Genomic DNA, 19281 nt, shown 5'->3' with positions numbered 1-19281 from the left:
GTGAATTTGGGTGCAATTATTCATCCATGTCGCTTGAAGTGGTCACTTCAACTCGGATTTGATGTTCATTAATGATAGATAAAATATGTTCAGGTGGAGACATATCTGTGAATAGAGCATCAACCTGTGAAATATTGCCTAATTTTACCATGGCGTTGCGACCAAACTTTGAATGATCAACGGCTAGGAATACGCGTCGGCTATTCTCAATAATCGCCTGTTTCACGCGAACCTCATGGTAATCGAAGTCGAGTAAAGAGCCATCATTATCAATACCGCTGATACCTAAGATGCCGAAATCTAGACGAAATTGCTGGATAAAGTCGAGGGTAGCTTCGCCAATAATACCGCCATCATGATCGCGGACTTCACCACCTGCGAGAATGACTTTAACCTCGGGGTTAGGGAGTAGGATAGTGGCAACATTTAAGTTATTGGTGACGACACGTAATTGCTTGTGTTGTAAACATAAGGCGCGTGCAACGGCTTCGGGTGTTGTACCAATATCAATAAATAGTGAAGCGCCGTCAGGGATATGTTTAACCAGATTTGCGGCAATCAAATCTTTTTCACTGAAGTGCAGCGATTTTCGGGTGTTATAAGAGGTATTCTCAGAACTTAGCGGTGTTGTAGCACCACCATGATAGCGACGTATTTTATTGGCGTCGGCTAATTCATTAAGATCACGTCGTATAGTCTGTGGACTGACGTTAAAACGCTCCACTAACTCTTCTGTACTAACGTAACCTTGTTTCATCACCAACTCTACAATCTCTTGGTGTCTTGGTATTTGTTTCAAAACCTATTCCTTGTATGACTTGGCATTGCCAAATGCTCGTTTATCGTTGATCCATTGTGCGTCAATTCTCCTTGTCATTGAAGTGATTCAATTCTCTTATCTGTACTCAAATGAAAAAAGAGCGTTACAAAGAACGCTCTTTTTATCGTTTACGCGCATTTTTAACGATTAATCTTCGCTATCATGCATTTCAGCCCAAACTTGCGCACATTTAACCGCGCGTTTCCAACCTTTATAGCGACGATCTCGTTTATCGTCACATGCGTGAGGGTAGAATGTGCGATTGAGTACGGCTTTATCTTTTAGCTCATCAAGACTTCCCCAAAAACCGACGGCTAATCCAGCAAGATAAGCAGCACCAAGAGCAGTCACTTCGGTAACCTCTGGGCGGTGTACTTCAGTATCAAGCACATCTGATTGGAATTGCATTAGGAAGTTATTGGCAACAGCACCGCCATCAACACGTAATGCGGCAAGCTGGATCCCTGAGTCTGCTTTCATGGCATCAATAACATCACGGGTTTGATAAGCGATGCTTTCAAGGGTTGCACGAATAATATGATTTGAGTTCACGCCACGGGTTAACCCAACAATTGTGCCGCGAGCATAAGCATCCCAATAAGGTGCTCCCAATCCAGTAAAGGCTGGCACCACATAAACACCATTTGAAGTGTCTACTTTTGTTGCAAAGTACTCAGAATCTTTTGCATCCGCCAGTAGCTTCATTTCATCACGTAACCATTGAATGGATGCGCCACCCATAAAGACCGCGCCTTCAAGCGCGTAAGATGGCTCGCCTGCAGGACCACAAGCTAGTGTTGTTAAAAGACCGTGGTTTGACGAGACTTTTTCTTGTCCAGTGTTCATTAACAAGAAGCAACCAGTACCATAAGTATTCTTTGCTTGTCCTGGTTCTACACACATTTGTCCGTACAGTGCAGCTTGTTGATCGCCCGCAATACCTGCAATAGGGATACGGGTACCGCCTTTACCACCAATATTTGTTTGGCCGTAAATTTCAGATGAACGTTTCACTTCTGGCATCATAGAGGCTGGAATGCCAAGCTCATCGAGTAACTTTTGATCCCACTCTAATGTGTTGATATTAAATAGCATGGTACGAGAGGCGTTAGTGTAATCAGTTACGTGAACACGACCTTGTGTCATCTTCCATACTAGCCATGTATCAACGGTACCGAATAATAGCTTACCAGCTTCGGCATCTTCGCGTGCGCCGTCTACGTTATCTAAAATCCATTTTACTTTGGTGCCAGAGAAGTAGGGGTCGAGAACAAGACCGGTGTTATCTCGGACGTATTCTTCTAAACCATGGTCTTTGAGTTCTTCACAGATCTCTGCCGTACGACGGCATTGCCAAACTATAGCGTTATATACTGGTTTGCCTGTTTCTTTGTTCCACACAATAGTGGTTTCACGTTGGTTTGTAATACCAATTGCTGCAATTTGATCGCTGCGAATGCCGGATTTACCCAGTACTTCAACGAGTGTCGAACTTTGTGTCGCGTAAATTTCTAAAGGGTCATGTTCAACCCAACCTGCCTGAGGATAAATTTGGGTGAATTCTCGTTGTGACACACTAACGATATTGGCATCGTGATCAAGAATAACGGCGCGTGAACTTGTTGTACCTTGGTCTAACGCTACGATGTATTTTTGTTCGTTCATGTTTTGTCCTTTATTTCAGAGCATTATTATTATAGTTAGTCAGTCGTTTTTGTTTTATACGCGAACTTCTACGTCTTTGTTTTCTTCACATTGATTGGGGATCGTACATCCTTGGCCTTCTTGTGGCAGATGTTGAGAAATGACTTTTGGATATAGCCAACCACCAAAGCAGGCTCCTGCAATTGGCGCTAAAATTGGTACAATAAAGTAAGGAATATCTAAGCCTCCTGACAGTGCTTTATCCCAGCCAGCAAAATAGGCAAACAATTTAGGGCCAAAATCGCGAGCAGGGTTCATAGCAAATCCTGTTAATGGACCTAAAGAACTGCCGATCACAGCGATTAAAATACCGATAAGTAATGGATTTAACGCACCACGAGAAGCACCATTATGCTCATCACCTAGAGCAAGAATGGCAAACATCAGCACAGCTGTGATAACAAACTCAACAGCAAAAGCACCAAAGAATGAAAGACTTGCATGTGGGTAAGTGGAAAAAATACCAGCAGTAGCGAGGGCTTCATTACTGCTTCGAACAAATTGATGAGTGATTTCGTATTGGGTAAATAAGTTGCTATATAGTGCATATACAAGGGCTGCCGAGCAAAATGCACCTAAAAGTTGGCTAATAATGTATGGAACAACTTTCTTTTTATTGAACCCATGAAAAGCAGCGAGTGCAATAGTCACGGCGGGGTTGATGTGCGCCCCAGAAACGCCAGCAGTGCAATAGATTGCGATTGTGACACCTAAACCCCAGATAATACTGACTTCCCATTGACCAAAGTCAGCCCCCGTCAATACTAAAGCGGCGACACAGCCTACGCCGAAGAATATTAACAGTCCGGTTCCTATAAACTCAGCAATGCATTCGCCGAGGAGTGAGGGATGTTTCGTTGTTTTCATCTTTATTATCCTTGTTATACCGAATGTTTCGTTATTGGTTGAGCACGGTAAGTATTTTCCACAATATTCACATTTCGAAAACAAAAAGACATTAAAAATGAGCGTTCGAGCATTTTATTATCATTTGATGTATCTGAATTGTTAACTCGCTCATGGTTTTTAGCGTATGGATATTTGCTCTACGAAGCTTAAAAGGTATAGGTGATGAATAGAGATGATTTAGAAGTAGGAGAGGGAGGCAAATAAAAAGGACTCTTCAAGAGTCCTGTATACCCAAGTAACTTCAAGATGCAGTGTTCAGCGAGACGACCTTAGTTCTCAGGCGCGGCAACGATTCGAAGATATAGTGGTTCTACATTGAGAATCGTTAACAAAGTCTGAGAGCTAAGGACGCTCGCCCTTTGGGAGCGTGTCACTGAGCCGACTTCTTGCGTCAGACAACTCGGAAAGAGCTCGCTATTCCGTTTCGTTGTCTTCCTTGAATTCAACTCAGTGACTTCGCTCTGAATCAGGCATATTGAAGTCACTTGGGTATATAACGTACTTTTAACAAATAATCGTTTTGTCTTAGCCGTTAACATACACGATCACTTTTCCGCTATGTTTTTTCTCTTTAATGCAGTTCAGTGCTTCAGGCAGTTTTTCAAATGGTAGGATCTTTTCCACCATGCTTTTAAGTTCATTATCTGCAACAAGTTCGCTGAGTTTGTTACCAATATTGGCAAGATGTGCAATATGTTCTGGTGCGCCATGGGCATAAGTGCCGTGTAACGCTACTTCATGAATACTCAGTGCTTTGGTCGTAGCAAGTAGTGGCACTTGGTCAAATTGATCGGCCACCATCACGATATGTCCGTTATAACGGATCAAGGCACTCATCATGCTGCCAGAACGGGCTGAAACACAATCAATCACACTGTGTAGCATTTGATCTTCAGTCAGGTTAATAATTTCTAGTGCAACGTTTTGTTCAGGAGCGATAACCGCATCAATACCATAGCTTAGTAAGCGTTGATGGTGTTGACGCTCTGCGATTGCATAAACGGTCGCACCTGCTTTTTTTGCCAATTGTGCTGCGAATCCACCCACACCACCGCCAGCACCAGTGATGGCAACGCGTTGACCTTTTTGAATTTGAAGTTTGTCGTGTACTGCTATCCATGCACTATAGCCTGCACAAGGTAGAGCCGCGGCATCAGTAAATGATAATGTCATCGGTATACGACTGGCAGCAGAGGCCTTCACACAAGCGTATTCGGCAAAGCCTCCTGCTGTTCTTGGATCGGCAAAAAAGATCACTCTGTCACTGGTTGAAAACTGTTTTACATCTTTCCCCATGCTTTCAACGGTACCTGCCACATCTAGTCCAATGACTTGAGGGTAGCTCCATGTTGCGTACCCCCACTCCGTTAATTTGTAATCCATTGGGTTAACACCGACAGCGGCAACTTTAATGCAGATTTCATTAGATGCGGGTGTTGGTTTGTCGGTTTCTTCGAGGGATAGTGCACTCATTCCATTTGGCTGTTTTAACATCCACGCTTTCATAGGCAACTTCCTCTACTATGCTGCTAATCTAAATAACAATATAACGCATTACACAGGTTTTCATGATGAAGTTGTTGAAAAAGTGTTAAAACACAATGAAATTTAGCTTAATGAGAGGATTCTCACATAGAAAAAGCAAATAAAGCCTTTTATACGATTATTTCAATGAGGAAATCGATAAAAGGCTTCTTTAGAGAGGAAAGGGATCAGTTAATGCGTTCTGCGAGGTAGGAATCGTAGTCAGGCACTTCAATCGCTACTTCTTGATCAAGCAGTGGAGAGGTGATCATAAAGTTAGCGCTCGCACGATTGGTTGCTACAGGAACATTCCAAACGGCGGAAATACGTAGTAGTGCTTTTACATCAGGATCGTGTGGAACGGCATTGAGTGGGTCCCAGAAGAAAATCATCATATCGATTTTTCCTTCAGAGATCAGTGCACCTAATTGTTGGTCACCACCCATTGGGCCGCTGATCAAACAGGTAATTGGTAAGCCCGTTTCTTTCGATAGAAGATGACCAGTTGTGCCTGTCGCATAAAGCTCATGAGATGCGAGCTTATCTTTGTGCTCAGCTACCCAGCGAAGAAGATCTTTTTTACAGTTATCGTGAGCAACAAGAGCGATATGCTTTGAGCGTGCCATTGTACGGGTTGTTCTATCCATCATACTTCCTTGCGAAGAGGTTCTATATTCAACTGTTGCCACGTATGAATAGCAGAACCTTAGTTACGAGTAAAACACAATAGATTAAATCTTTGTGGTGACACAGATATTATTTGAGACAGGTATTTTCCTACGTGATCAAAAGATCACGTAGGGGAGAGCCTTAATGTTTTACTTCATGATCTTTCACATAAAATGATGGACGAAACTCTGCTGGAGATAGCGATTCCGCAATCACTTTTGGTGGTAAGTAGTTTGGTGTTAAATCGACAATGGATGGCGCAACATCAAGTACCACTGGCTTATGTTCGAGATAACGCACAGCTTGGTCGACCGATAGCATTGCTTGCTCTGCCATTTTATCTGTCGGCGCGAACAAAATACGATTACGACGCAGACCACGGTAAACACCATGACTTAAGTAAGTCGAAATGATTTTTACATCATGAATATGGTGTGTTCGTAGCTCACTGATCGCGACTTCCGCAGCTACCGCACCACCGACGATGTAATTAAAGTCTTCTTTGGTTGTAAACAGATGTTGAATAAGGTTGCGTTGAAGCTCTTTACTATTATCGCCCCAAAGGGTAGTTACGATTTCTACATCACTGTTTTTAATCGCATCTCTAAAACCGCGAGAAACAGGTTTTGTACCACCACGTAGTTGAGGACCTGGTAGCCATGCTACTTTCACTACACCTGATCCTTTAGGATGACGTTTGGCTAAATACTCTCCCGCAGCTTTACCCATATCGTACCAATTGACACCCACTTTTGCTTTAACATGTTCACGAATGTCAGGATCGGAAAAGTCGATATTATTTGTCATCAAGAACACCGGAATATCACCAATTAGCTGGGATAATTTACCGTTGTACGCTTGGCTATCTACCGTGCCTAAAATAATCGCGTCAGCACCCCATTCACGGCAATTTTGTAACTGCCAAGTCTGTTTATCTAAATTAGGGTAGCCGCCTGCTTCCATCACTTTTAAGGTTATTCCTAATTTTTTTGCCTGTTTAACCATCCCATAATTGATCGACAACCAATAAAGATCTTTTAAATGCGGGTAAACTGCGCAAATCTTCCATGGCTTAGTGACGGATGTTAAAAAATCATATTGAATTTTAGTGGCTTTTTTATTTGCTTGAAAAGGCGGTTGATATGAAATCACTTCTCTAGCAAAAGCTGATTGGATCGATAATAGAAATATAAAAAGACAAAAAATGCGCATTTTTACCAACATTATTTTAGGTTTAAAGCGGTATCGCTGGCAAAATAGTACCGCTTTATTTCCTGAGGTGAAATAGAAAGCATGACTGAGCAACGACAGATATACGATATTATATATGGGTTGCAACCATTTTGATGTAGAGACTATTTATGACGTTTACCCGAAAAGGTATCGGAGCAAAATTGCTATTAGCCTTTTCCGCAATGGCTGGCCTTATGATCATCGCTGTAATGATAGGTGTAGCTGGCTTTTCATTAGTGGCTAAAACAGAAAGAACCGTAATCAACTCTGCTGTTCCCTCTTTGGCAGAGGCTCGCCAACTCTCTGATTTAAGTTCTCGTATTATTTTTAATGCTCAAGTACTCGCGAAATCGAAAGTAGAATCTGAACGAATGCGCCAAGGACGAGCATTAACGATTCATATTGAAGCTTTGAACCGTAGCTTACAGTCATTAGAGCAATACTCTTTTGATCAGCCATTAATGGTAAAGCTTGAAGATGATGTAAAACGCATTGTTGATAACTTAGCTTTACTGGGTTTATTGGTGGGGCGACAGATCGATCTTCAAAGTCAGCTCGATAAGCTGACGACGGACATGACTAAGGCAACTCACCAAATCGATAACCTTTCCCAGTCGCAAGTATCCAATGCTAATACCATTGCGGTTGCCAACGTTTCGCGTATTTATGATCTTGTAGCAGATGGTAATAAGCCTGCTGTTTATAAAGCGCTTGATAGTCTGGTTGAAGTGGATATGGATTTATCTGAGCGTTTGTTTGAATTGCGCTTTTTATCACTTCAAGTGATCAATATGCTCGATGATTCAAATCGTATTACGGATATTAAATCGTTAGTGGCGCTTAAAAAACGTTATAACGATGCGGTTCGTATTATGACGCAGCGGGTGAAATCGGTCGAAGATCCTAGCCGTTCAGAGCAACTCACAGAATTAACCACCAAGCTAAACCGTGGACGTTTGTTGTTTGGTGTGATTGAGCAACTGATTTATGCCAAACAAGATGTAGAGCGTCTCGATCAGCAAAATTTAGTGTTATTCCAGCAATTAAATAACACGGTAGATGACATCATTGATGCAGCCAATGTGAATACTCAACAAGCGGTTAAACGCGTTGATCATACCTTAACCCTTGCCCGCAATACGCTGATTGTGATTTCAGCGATTGGTTTAATGGCACTGGTATTGATCATGTGGCGCTTTGTTTATGCTCGTGTGATTTGCCGAATTAATGAATACAGCCGTGCGCTATCAGCATTAACCCGTGGTGATTTGGGTGTACGGATTAACGTGCGCGGTGATGATGAATTGGCGCAAATGGGACGGGCGATTTTAGTGGCTCGTGATACAGCTAATGAAAGGTATCGTTTGGCACAAGCAGAATCGAAAGCTCGTCAAGAGTTACAACAACATAAAGCAAGCTTAGAGCGCTTAGTGGCAAAACGCACAGGTGAGCTAGAGAAGATCAATAGTCGTCTTAACGAGGAAGTGTATAACCACTATAAAGCCCGTGATGAGGCAGAAAAAGCTAACCGTGCGAAATCATCGTTCTTAGCAACCATGAGCCATGAAATCCGTACCCCAATGAACGGGGTACTAGGAACGGCATCATTATTGGCTGATACACAATTAACGCCACAGCAAAAACGTTATCTTGATGTAATTAACCGTAGTGGTGAAACCCTACTTGATATTCTTAACGATATTCTTGATTACTCAAAAATCGAAGCAGGGCATCTTGATATTCGACCTAGTGACTTCTCGGTATCACGTATGGTGACGGATGTTGCCAATATGCTTGAAGGGCGAGCAATGGTAAAACGTATTGGTTTGGAATATCACATTGCACCTGAAGTGGAGGGCATGTGGTATGGCGATGAGAGCCGAATTCGCCAAGTGCTGGTTAATCTTGTTGGTAATGCGATCAAATTTACTGATAACGGTAAGGTGTCTATCACCGTAGAGCCTCACCCAGATATGCCAGATGAACTATTATTCTCGGTACGAGATACTGGTATCGGTATTGATGAAGAAGAGCAAAACCTACTCTTTAGTGCCTTTAAACAGGCAGAAGCAGGGCGGAAGTCCATCGAAGGTACAGGCTTAGGCCTTGCGATAAGTAAGCATATTGTTGCCGCAATGGATGGTGAAATCGGCTTAGATTCTGTTGTTGGTGAAGGTAGCTGTTTCTGGTTTGCATTACCGTTAGAGCATGGTGAAGGCTCATTAGAATCTGATGATCAACGTGTTCGTATGCCATCAGCTCACATTCTTCTTGTGGAAGATAACCCAGTAAACAGTATGGTTGCAGAAGGTTTCTTAACTCGATTAGGTCATACGGTTGTTACTGCTGCTGACGGTGCTGAAGCGGAAGAGATATATAAAAATCAACGCTTTGATATCGCACTGTTAGATATTAATTTGCCAGATACCGATGGCGTACAATTGTTATCACGCTTACGTCGCTTAGAAGATAACAACCATGAATCATGGGAAGAGCCGACACCAATGGTCGCATTCTCAGCTCATGTCTTCCGCGAAGAAGTGGAAATTTACTTAAATGCAGGCTTTGCAGGTTTCTTACCTAAGCCATTAGTCGAAAAACAGCTGATTGATACGATGAACAGTATCTTAAAAGGTGAGAAGCGCGTGATAATAGAAAAAGGTATTGGAGGCGAAGTGATAGAGCGAGAGCAAACTGAAAACTCAATTCCTTTACTACAAGAGTCAGTGTTAGGCAGTGACTTAAAAGTATTGGGTGAGGCACAAGTTAAACAGTTAATTCATTTATTTGGTGAGTCTTCTAATAAAACATTGTCCAAGCTACAACAAGCGATTGTAGATAATAATCTGCAAGATGTAGCAAAAGATGCGCACACATTAAAAGGCGCTGCTGGTACGATGGGCTTAATGCAGTTACATCAGATCTGTTTAGAATTTGAAAAAGGTGCTAAAGAAGGCTCGATTGATGGGTTAGATTCAAGTTTATTGCAAACTATCTTTGATCAATCCGTCGCGATATTGGAAACAACATTTATTAACAGTTAAACGTTAGGTTGCACATTAAAAATAAAAGGGACGTCTAGCGTCCCTTTTTACTATCTGAAATATGTGTTTCTGAGTTAGCACTGACTTGAAATAGTCTCGACTTTGGCTGGTACCGTTGTACTACATGCTTCTGTGTATTTTACGTAGCAGGTTGTTTCGTTATAACCCATTTTAATCGAATAGCATTGCGGATTATTTTTATCTTCATTAAAGATAGTAATATTGTGCCCTTCAAGCTCAATGAGCTCTGCAATTCTCAACCCTTTGCCTTTCTCTGCCACACTTTCCGGATACTTATACCAAGTATCAACAGGGCCTAAATTAGTTGTGATGGTTCTGTTTTTATCATCCCCTGTATCAGGTACGGCTTGGATAATTGCTTTGGTATTTACAATCGTGTTGATTGTTTTGATGCTACCAGCAATACCATTGAGTACGGCCACTCTGGCATCACTGGATATATTGAGAAATTTAGGTGCTGCAGTCACAGTGACGATGCCGAGGATAGTTATGACAATGACTAATTCAATTAAGGTAAAGCCAACCTGTTTTCGATGTTTCATACACTATCCTTTGTGTTCATTTCCTATTGCAGTGGGAGAGGAGTGTACAAGAAGAGAAAGAAGATATGCCAGAAAAGACTTAATGATAGGTTTGTTATTGTGATGAAAGCGTATTTTTGCAGACAAAAAATAACCCCGAGAGCAAAGCCCTCGGGGTTAAAAAGATTACTTAGAGTAATTAAAAATTACTTCTTAGCGTTCTTTTCTTTCTGCTCAGCGATTACTTTTTCAGCAACGTTTGCAGGACATGGTGCGTAGTGTGCGAACTCCATAGAGAACTGACCACGACCAGAAGTCATAGTACGTAGAGTACCGATGTAACCGAACATTTCTGAAAGTGGTACATCACCCTTGATACGTACGCCAGTAACACCAGCTTGTTGGTCTTTGATCATACCACGACGACGGTTAAGGTCACCGATTACGTCACCAACGTGATCTTCAGGAGTGAACACGTCAACGTGCATGATTGGCTCTAGAAGCTGTGGACCAGCTTTAGGCATAGATTGACGGAATGCACCTTTCGCTGCGATTTCGAACGCGATTGCTGATGAGTCAACTGCGTGGAAACCACCGTCGAATAGCTCAACTTCAACGTCTAGCGTTGGGAAGCCAGCTAGAACACCGTTGTCCATCATGACTTCGAAGCCTTTTTCTACTGCAGGCCAGAATTCTTTAGGCACGTTACCACCAACAACTGTTGATGTGAACTTGAAGCCAGAACCTTGCTCGCCAGGCTTGATGCGGTAGTCGATCTTACCGAACTGACCAGAACCACCAGACTGTTTCTTGTGCGTGTAGCTATCTTCAACAGGTTGAGTGATAGTTTCACGGTAAGCAACCTGAGGTTGACCAACGATTAGGTCTACGCCGTAAGTACGCTTAAGGATATCAACCTTAATGTCTAGGTGAAGTTCACCCATACCTTTAAGGATTGTTTCACCAGTTTCTTCGTCAGTCTCAACTTGGAATGATGGATCTTCTGCAACCATCTTACCGATAGCGATACCCATCTTCTCAGAACCGCCTTTGTCCTTAGGAGTTACAGCGATAGAAATTACTGGAGTTGGGAAGATCATTGGTTCAAGAGTACACTCGTGCTTAACATCACATAGAGTGTGACCAGTTTGAACGTTCTTCATACCAACGATAGCGATGATATCACCAGCTTGAGCTGAAGTTAGTTCGTTACGATCGTTCGCTTGCATCTCAACCATACGGCCGATACGCTCAGTCTTACCAGTAGCTGAGTTAAGGATAGTGTCACCCTTGTTTAGCTTACCAGAGTAGATACGTACGAAAGTTAGGGCGCCGAAACGGTCGTCCATGATCTTGAACGCTAGTGCGCGGAATGGTTCGTCAGCAGATACAGTTGCTACTTCGCCAGTCTCTTCACCAGTTTCTGGATCAGTTAGAGGTTGTGGGTCAACTTCGTCTGGAGCTGGTAGGTAATCTACAACAGCGTCAAGAACAAGCTGGATACCTTTGTTCTTGTATGCAGAACCACAGAAAGTTGGGAAGAATGCTAGGTCACGAGTACCTTTACGGATACAACGCTTAAGCTCTTCGATAGAAGGCTCGTTACCTTCCATGTAAGCTTCCATTAGGTCGTCGTCTTGCTCAACAGCAGTTTCAACTAGCTCTTCACGGTAAGCTTCAACGTCATCAACCATATCCGCAGGGATTTCTTGGATTGAGTAGTTTTCTGGAAGACCAGTGTCATCCCATACGAAAGCTTGACGAGTTAGAACGTCTACAACACCTACGAAGTCTTCTTCGCGGCCGATTGGTAGAGTCATAACTAGAGGTGTAGCACCTAGTACGTTCTTAACTTGGTCAACAACGCGGTAGAAATCAGCACCCATACGGTCAAGTTTGTTAACGAAGATCAGACGAGATACTTCTGATTCGTTAGCGTAACGCCAGTTAGTCTCAGACTGAGGCTCAACACCACCAGAACCACAGAATACACCGATACCGCCGTCAAGTACTTTAAGAGAACGGTAAACTTCAACTGTGAAGTCAACGTGTCCTGGAGTATCGATAACGTTTAGACGGTGATCGTTCCAGAAACAGCTAACTGCTGCAGACTGGATTGTAATACCACGCTCAGCTTCCTGCTCCATGAAGTCAGTAGTAGTTGAACCGTCGTGAGTATCACCGATCTTGTGGATTTTACCAGTAAGCTTAAGGATACGCTCGGTAGTAGTAGTTTTACCCGCATCAACGTGCGCGAAAATACCAATGTTTCTGTATTTAGATAAATCTGTCATTGTTTTTCTCTATAAACAATTACTGTCACATGTGAGGTGGCGGATTATAGCACTACTTATGTCAATCAGAACATAGCTATGCGTAATTAAATCGTTATTCGCTTGCTTTTTATTCTAGCAATCCGCTTTCTTGCCCAATAACCAAGCAAATAAGACTACAAAAAAAAAGATTAGCCTAGGTTTTTGGGAAATGTAAGTTGAAAAAGTTATATTTTTGTCATGTTTTTTAGGATGAGAATCCACAAGAATTAACATGTATTGTAAAGATTACTGAACATTTTGCTGTTTACTATCAATGATTTTGAGTATTACTTTACAAAATGCTGTTCTATTTCGTCATTTTTTTCCTTCATGTTGCAATGTGGGTTAGAATTGGTACCAAATTCCTTTTTAATCTCGTATTGAGTTATCAACATGTCTGAAGAAATTGAAGTTGAAGCGATTGGTATTGAAGTTTTAGCTCAACCTATCGAACTTTATAAAGTGCTAAAAATTGCCAACCTTGTAAGCGGTGGTGGTGAAGCAAAATATGCCATTTCTGAAGGCTATGTTGCAGTGAATGGTGAAGTTGAATTGCGTAAGCGTTGTAAAATGTACGACGGCGACGTGATTGAGTTTAACGGTGAATTTTACGTTGTGCTTTGTGACCAACCAGTACAAGAGCAGGTTGAGCAAGTAAAACCTAAACCAGCACCTAAGCCTGCGCCGAAAAAAGCGGATAAGAAAAAAGCGCCGAGTAATAAGCCAAAAGCTGCAGGTAATCGTTCTGTGACGAAGAAAGCGGCAAATAAAGCGACTGAAGCGAAAGCGGATACGGCAACAGGTCGTAAACCAATTAGCTTTTAATGGTAGTAGCTAAAAGATATATAAAAGAAAGGCGCACAGAGTGGCGTCTTTTTATTGTCTATACCCAAGTAACTTCAAGATGCAGTGTTCAGCGAGACGACCTTAGTTCTCAGGCGCGGCAACGATTTGTAGATATAGTGGTTCTACATTGAGAATCGTTAACAAAGTCTGAGAGCTAAGGACGCTCGCCCTTTGGGAGCGTGTCACTGAGCCGACTTCTTGCGTCAGACAACTTGGACAGAGCTCGCTATTCCGCTTCGTTGTCTTCCTTGAATTCAACTCAGTGACCTCGCTCTGAATCAGGCATATTGAAGTCACTTGGGTATATTAAGTGAGAATAGATGATGAATAAGCAACTAATTAAACTAGGGCTTGCTGTAGGTATGATGGGCGTTGTTGGTAGCGCAACAGCAGCAACGGTAACATCTATAACTTCAGCTGAATGTCAGGCTATGTCGAGTGTAGGCGTAATGAGCACTTCTGCACCTGTTCAATGTCAGCGCTTAAAAAAGGTGACGTTTAAATACCGTGATTTTTCTGGGCGTAGCCACAGTAATGGTCAGGTCATTGTGATGGATGCTGTTGCCCCTTATGTAGGTAAGATTTTTGACGAGTTATATCAAGTCGGTTTTCCTATTCATAAAGCGGTGCCGATTGAAAAGTATCGTGGTGATGATACCAAATCGATGACGGATAATAATACTTCGGCATTTAATTACCGTCCGGTAGAAGGGACGAGCAGCCTATCTTTGCATGCTTATGGTGCAGCGATTGACTTAAATCCCGTTCAGAATCCTTTTGTGACTTTTGCTCGTGCTGGACAGGCGAAATATAGCCCGGTAGAAGGAACAAAATATGCGAACCGTGAAATCTATCGTTATGGTAAGCCAGATAGAAAAGGGATGGCGGAAACCGTGGTCGGTATTTTTGCGCGCAATGGCTTCTTATATTGGGGCGGTTTTTGGGATTCGCCAATTGATTATCAACATTTTCAACTATCAAAAGATATGGCAGTGATGATGTCGCAGATGTCAGCACAGCAGGCAACACTTTTCTTTAAACATTATGTTGAGTGGTATAACAGCTGCAGTCGTATGTACCCGAAGGCATACAGCCAGTACAAATTTAATGACTACACGAATTATTTAAAACATAAGTTAGGTGTTTCTTCGCTAAATAAAGCTTACCAAGCTAATCCAGCTAAGGTGATGGCGCAGATCGAGCAAGTCCCTTTGCGCTCAGAGATTTGTGTTAAACGCTAATATTAATAGTACGGCCTTTAACTGTTGTTTTAGGCTGTATTTCGCCGCGGTTATCGTAGCCATGAAAACCAGCAACTGTTGGTGCTTTTTTCTCTACAGTCGCTTTTTCTACTGGTGATGGAGAAGAGGTTATCGCTTGTGCGTAACGGGTTTTCGGGGTGTTGTTATTTACTAAATACACTGGGGCGATGTTAAACATGGTTAGCTTGCCTCTTAGTAAACAAAAGAGCGCAAATGCTATGGTGTGGCGAGGGTTTGTTCAACAAGTGAACTGTAAGGATATGGTCATATGTTGGTCATGGAAATGTCAGCTCTTTGTTTCACAAATAAAAAAACGGTAGCTTTGGGCTACCGTTTTTATCTTAATGAGCAGAATAAGGGGTATGATCTGGTACTCCTTGAGAGATCGGATTGTTTTTATCTGCACTCCATTGATACCAACCACCATCGAAAACGCTAATATTTTTCCAGCCCATTACGTAGGCGTAGAAAAAGGCTTCAGAGGCGCGCCAGCCAGTACCGCAGAAGAAAGCCACTTTTTGTGTTGGCTTAATATCCCACTTCGCCCATTGTTTCGCGATTAATGCGCCGCTTTTCATCGTGCCATCTGGGTTATTGAAGTCTTGCATGTGGTAAGAATCAGAACCTGCATGACCCCATTTCGCCCCTTTAATTCGGCCTTTAGGTTTGATGTAATCATAACCACTAGTGTTGCCGATATACTCTTGCCAAGTTCGGATACTGACGAGTGAATGGCTATCACGAGGTTGCTGTAATAGTGCTTTAGCCTGTTGTAAGCCAGTCAGGTATTGTGGATTAGCAGGAATGCTTTTGCCAAAACTGACATCATCATGGTTTTCATTAATAAATGCTTGAGTTGGGTAACCAGCATTTACCCATGCATTCCAACCACCATTGAGTAACCGTACATCTTGCACGCCCGCATACATTAAGAAGTTGGCAAAGCGAGCCGCAGACATATTGTTACGGGCATAAACAATTACCGTAGTGTTATAACGAATACCCAGATCATTAATAACTTTTTTAAGATCAGCATTACTAACTTTGTTCCACCAAGGTTTGCTTTCAATATCATTGGTATTTACATATAGCGAACCTGGTATATGCGAAAGTAAATAGGTTGATGGGGGACCCCACTCGACTTCTACAATTTTGTAACCATGTTGCGGTGCATAAAGCGGTTGCTTGTGATTGATAAGTTGATCAACCCATTTTGCAGAGACAAGGTGTTCGAAGTTTGCAAGCTTCTGCAACTTACCTTTGTAGTCGGTAACAGGTTCAGTGATACCTGATGTTGATGTAAAACCTTGCTGTTTTAATGCCTTTTGCATAGCCGATACGCCATTTCCACCACAGTATAAAACGGTTGGCTTGGTTGGCGATAAGCCTCGATTTTTAATAAAGGTGGTTAATTGCTCTGATGTTAGTAGTGTTAACCATTTGCTATCAATATTAATGGCGTTAGGGATATGTCCACCACGTGTAGCATTACCTTGGGGCCAGCCATTGAAGTAATTACTGTCTCGGCAATCAATGACTTGAATGTCAGGGTTGGTTTGTTGTTGGTGAGCTAATTGCTTAAATGTCGTTATTGGCGTTGTTGTATCTGCGTGAGCAAAACATGACGTACTTATCGCCAAAAGACATGTTACAAAAAGTTGATTTAAAGAGCGCATAAAAAACCTGTTGGATCTGCTGTACGAGCAAACGAGGCGACATTCTAGCGAAATTTATTTGTTATACAATTGATGGTGCGTAAGTAAATCGTAAACTCGGTCAATATATTGCTAAGCTTTTTGAAATTATTTGGACATAGCGTAGAAGAGGATTGCTAGATAAGCCCCACAACAGCATGCATATTTACGCCGTGTTTTTTCTTTTGCTACAAAATGTGACAAGTCAGTACTATGCCTAAGAGATTTGTTTTAAAGGAACTTATTGTTAAGCACTGTGTCGAAAAATATCAATAAGCCATATTTTTATCGTGGTAAAGAAATAATATAGAGGAAGTAGTATGAAACGTTTGGTGCCCTTATTAGCTGGAGTTGTCGCTATGTTTAGCCCTGCGCTAATGGCAGCAAGCTTAGATGCATCAGATTGTCATTCACCCTCATCGGAACTTGATAAGCTTATTTGTCATGATGCTGAATTGGTTGTGCTTAATAAGCAACTGTCAGGGGTTTATCAACAAGCACTTACTCAATCTATGGTGAGTGAAGCTGATGTCATGAAAGAAACACAGAAGAATTGGTTAGCAACACGTCATCTGTGTTTGAAGCACTCAGATCCTCAGCGTTGTTTAGTGGATAGTTACCGTTCTCGTTTGCAAAGTTTCAAAGAAATTAATGCAACCGTCTTGCCACCATTAGCAACATACAGTTTTAGTGATTTAAAAGAAGCGCGTTTTAAAGGTATTGAAGATATTGGTACTGCAATAAAACTACAGCATGGTTTGTGGGCTGGTGAGCCGTATCAACCCGGCGGTACGGTAATGCCTCAGGTTATTTTATTGGATGATATAAAAGCAGTAGGTCCTTTAAAACCTAATAATCATAAGATGGCTGTAGTGCTACTTAATTATTCACCGGGTGGTACAGGGCAATTTCTGTATTTAGCGGTGGTCGATAAGCAAAGTGGTCATTTGAATAATATTGCTACTGCGTTTGTTGGTGATCGTTTCCGAGTCAAAGATCTTAAAATCGTTAATAAGAAGATTATTCTTGATGTCATTCAACCGGGCAAGAACGATCCTGCTTGTTGTCCTGGTGACGTTGTACGCCATATTTGGCATTTGAATAAGCAGAATGAACTAATAGAAGAGCCACGATTAAATAAAGTGGTTCGTTTAACGCCTGATATTTTATCAAATACTCAATGGCAATTAGAAAGTTGGCGTTATGGCGATCCTGTGAGTGCTGATAGTGATATAAGCCTTCGCTATGTAAATGGCCGCTTTATGGGGAATATTGCGTGTAATCAATACACTGTGACGGTGAAATCAAAAGTACAACCGGGCTTTATTGATGTTCTCGAAAACCATATATCAGTGACTGAAAAGCAATGTGCTAATCCATTAGCGGCAGAACAACAGCAACGGTATTTAGAGCAGTTAGGTGGCGTCAGTCAATTTACCTATTTTGCTGGCAAACTTGCATTATCATACCGAGTAAATGGCCAATTTGGTGTGATGATCTACTCTCAAGTGCCATTAATTAAAGCTAAATAATCGCAAAAACAATTGATATAAAATCTCAGCCATGATTCAACTCGTTTTAGTTGAAAGTATATAAACATGAGCTGAGATTTTTTATGTCTATTCTATTGCTGCAGCCATTGGAAAACCGCTTGCCGTGTTGATGGAAAAGCAAAACGCTCAAGCTCAATGTTTCGTTTATTTACCCACATAACCTCTGCAACATCATCTTGTGCGATAAGCGTTGGCTTGGTTGGTAATTGGCAAATAAAGAAAGTATCACAGGTTTTGTATTCCACATTTTTATAGCAATACGTGTTACTAAAAGAACCTTGATAGTGAAGCGTATCAATTGTTAACCCCAGCTCTTCTTGTATTTCTCTTATTGCTGCTTGTTCTAATGACTCATCAGGATCAACAAAACCACCGGGTAAATCCCAGCCACCTAGCCCTGGTTCTCTTCCTCTAATCGCAATCAGTAACTCATCTTTCACAGTAATGGCAACCATCACAGCTGCTGCCGGATTATGAAAATAAGTAAATTGACAATGCATACAGACAAATTGTTTTGCACTGTATTGCGAAAGTGTTTTTTGCCCGCATTGAGGACAAAAACAAGGCTGACTATGACTCACGTTGTTCCCTTAACCAATGTAGAACAAATTGTACAATAGCTTGCGGATCATTGATATCAAGCAGAGGCAACGGGCATGATTGTGTTTCCTCATCGGTTGCAAATGCCATGATGTAAGGATCATTTGGGTATAGCAGAGGTTTATTGTAAGACGGACGGTGAATTTCGATTTTTGGAAAAGGTTGTTCACGAAAACCTTCAATTAATACTAAATCCAATTTGCTGTGATCGAGCTGTGCTAAACATTCATTGAGCTCAGGATCTTTTCGCTCTTCTTCTGGGTACTCGAAATACAACATGTGGCGTGATTTGGTCGCTAATAATGTTTGCCCACAACCTGCATGACGTAAACGGTAGCTGTCTTTTCCTGGAACATCAGGTTCAATATCATGGTGACTGTGTTTAATCAAACCAAGGCGAACGCCGTTTTGTCTTAATAATGGGATCACTTTTTCAAGCAGGGTAGTTTTACCTGAACCACTAAAGCCAGCAAAACCAATCAAAGGAGTAGGAGAAGTAATCATAGCGAATCGCCGTTGGAAAATAATGTTAGCAATTATACCGTTAATAAAAAGGGAAAGGCAGA

General features: G+C 41.8%; 16 protein-coding genes. 4 read left to right on the top strand and 12 right to left on the bottom strand.

Features of this window, described 5'->3' with window-relative positions; genetic code table 11:
• Nucleotides 1-16: 16 nt before the first annotated feature.
• From Q7674_RS16690 to torT, 6 genes are all read right to left on the bottom strand, one after another.
• Nucleotides 17-799 (bottom strand): DeoR/GlpR family transcriptional regulator, encoded by a 783-nt coding sequence (locus Q7674_RS16690; RefSeq protein ID WP_008987440.1) that lies wholly within the window; start codon nucleotides 797-799, stop codon nucleotides 17-19.
• 168 nt (nucleotides 800-967) lie between these two features.
• On the bottom strand, nucleotides 968-2485 hold the full coding sequence (glpK, locus tag Q7674_RS16685; RefSeq protein ID WP_045064680.1) for a glycerol kinase GlpK: 1518 nt from the start codon (nucleotides 2483-2485) through the stop codon (nucleotides 968-970).
• 54 nt (nucleotides 2486-2539) lie between these two features.
• Entirely contained in the window at nucleotides 2540-3391 is an 852-nt protein-coding gene (locus Q7674_RS16680; RefSeq protein ID WP_008987438.1) for an MIP/aquaporin family protein, read from the bottom strand.
• Nucleotides 3392-3958: 567 nt separating this feature from the next.
• Entirely contained in the window at nucleotides 3959-4939 is a 981-nt protein-coding gene (locus Q7674_RS16675) for an alcohol dehydrogenase catalytic domain-containing protein (protein ID WP_305422877.1), read from the bottom strand.
• A gap of 206 nt (nucleotides 4940-5145) precedes the next feature.
• Nucleotides 5146-5604 (bottom strand): methylglyoxal synthase, encoded by a 459-nt coding sequence (locus Q7674_RS16670; RefSeq protein ID WP_045064678.1) that lies wholly within the window; start codon nucleotides 5602-5604, stop codon nucleotides 5146-5148.
• Nucleotides 5605-5767: 163 nt separating this feature from the next.
• Nucleotides 5768-6838 carry a TMAO reductase system periplasmic protein TorT gene (gene torT / locus Q7674_RS16665; protein WP_305422875.1) on the bottom strand — a complete coding sequence of 357 codons (1071 nt, stop codon included), beginning with the start codon at nucleotides 6836-6838 and terminating at the stop codon, nucleotides 5768-5770.
• Between the two features lie 149 nt (nucleotides 6839-6987).
• Between torT and torS the strand changes: the two genes are divergently transcribed.
• Nucleotides 6988-9903: a TMAO reductase system sensor histidine kinase/response regulator TorS gene (gene torS / locus Q7674_RS16660; RefSeq protein ID WP_305422873.1), complete on the top strand. Its 2916-nt coding sequence runs from the start codon at nucleotides 6988-6990 to the stop codon at nucleotides 9901-9903.
• Nucleotides 9904-9977: 74 nt separating this feature from the next.
• Here the strand turns inward: torS and Q7674_RS16655 are convergent, their stop codons facing one another.
• Nucleotides 9978-10466 (bottom strand): pilus assembly FimT family protein, encoded by a 489-nt coding sequence (locus Q7674_RS16655; protein WP_052679885.1) that lies wholly within the window; start codon nucleotides 10464-10466, stop codon nucleotides 9978-9980.
• Nucleotides 10467-10651: 185 nt separating this feature from the next.
• A complete protein-coding gene (gene fusA, locus Q7674_RS16650) occupies nucleotides 10652-12739 on the bottom strand; it encodes an elongation factor G (protein WP_107229661.1) in 2088 nt (695 codons plus the stop codon).
• A 414-nt stretch (nucleotides 12740-13153) separates the two neighbouring features.
• On the opposite strand from fusA, the gene Q7674_RS16645 reads away from it, so the two are divergent.
• Both Q7674_RS16645 and Q7674_RS16640 read left to right on the top strand, forming a co-directional pair.
• Nucleotides 13154-13585: an RNA-binding S4 domain-containing protein gene (locus Q7674_RS16645; protein WP_045064675.1), complete on the top strand. Its 432-nt coding sequence runs from the start codon at nucleotides 13154-13156 to the stop codon at nucleotides 13583-13585.
• Nucleotides 13586-13926: 341 nt separating this feature from the next.
• Nucleotides 13927-14847, top strand: a complete 921-nt coding sequence (locus tag Q7674_RS16640) for a M15 family metallopeptidase (RefSeq protein WP_080892227.1) — start codon at nucleotides 13927-13929, stop codon at nucleotides 14845-14847.
• On the opposite strand, the gene Q7674_RS16635 is transcribed toward Q7674_RS16640, so the two are convergent.
• Nucleotides 14837-15046, bottom strand: a complete 210-nt coding sequence (locus tag Q7674_RS16635; protein ID WP_045064673.1) for a hypothetical protein — start codon at nucleotides 15044-15046, stop codon at nucleotides 14837-14839. The two genes, Q7674_RS16640 and Q7674_RS16635, sit on opposite strands and share 11 nt — an antisense overlap.
• 163 nt (nucleotides 15047-15209) lie before the next feature.
• The gene (locus tag Q7674_RS16630; protein WP_045064671.1) at nucleotides 15210-16544 is read right to left on the bottom strand and encodes a rhodanese-like domain-containing protein; all 1335 of its coding nucleotides are present in this window, start codon (nucleotides 16542-16544) and stop codon (nucleotides 15210-15212) included.
• Nucleotides 16545-16882: 338 nt separating this feature from the next.
• Here Q7674_RS16630 and Q7674_RS16625 point away from each other — a divergent pair, with 338 nt between their 5' ends.
• Nucleotides 16883-18094: an META domain-containing protein gene (locus Q7674_RS16625; protein ID WP_045064669.1), complete on the top strand. Its 1212-nt coding sequence runs from the start codon at nucleotides 16883-16885 to the stop codon at nucleotides 18092-18094.
• Nucleotides 18095-18186: 92 nt separating this feature from the next.
• Here Q7674_RS16625 and Q7674_RS16620 read toward each other — a convergent pair whose 3' ends face one another.
• Together Q7674_RS16620 and mobB are read right to left on the bottom strand one after the other, a co-directional pair.
• On the bottom strand, nucleotides 18187-18696 hold the full coding sequence (locus Q7674_RS16620) for an NUDIX hydrolase (protein WP_045064668.1): 510 nt from the start codon (nucleotides 18694-18696) through the stop codon (nucleotides 18187-18189).
• Entirely contained in the window at nucleotides 18686-19219 is a 534-nt protein-coding gene (mobB, locus tag Q7674_RS16615) for a molybdopterin-guanine dinucleotide biosynthesis protein B (RefSeq protein WP_045064666.1), read from the bottom strand. Before mobB ends, Q7674_RS16620 begins: the two co-directional genes overlap by 11 nt.
• Between the last annotated feature and the right edge of the window lie 62 nt (nucleotides 19220-19281).

It is taken from the genome of Photobacterium leiognathi (genome assembly GCF_030685535.1).
Lineage (GTDB): Bacteria > Pseudomonadota > Gammaproteobacteria > Enterobacterales > Vibrionaceae > Photobacterium > Photobacterium leiognathi.
Note: the sequence above shows the minus strand (reverse complement) of the source record. Positions and strands in the feature narration are given on the sequence as shown.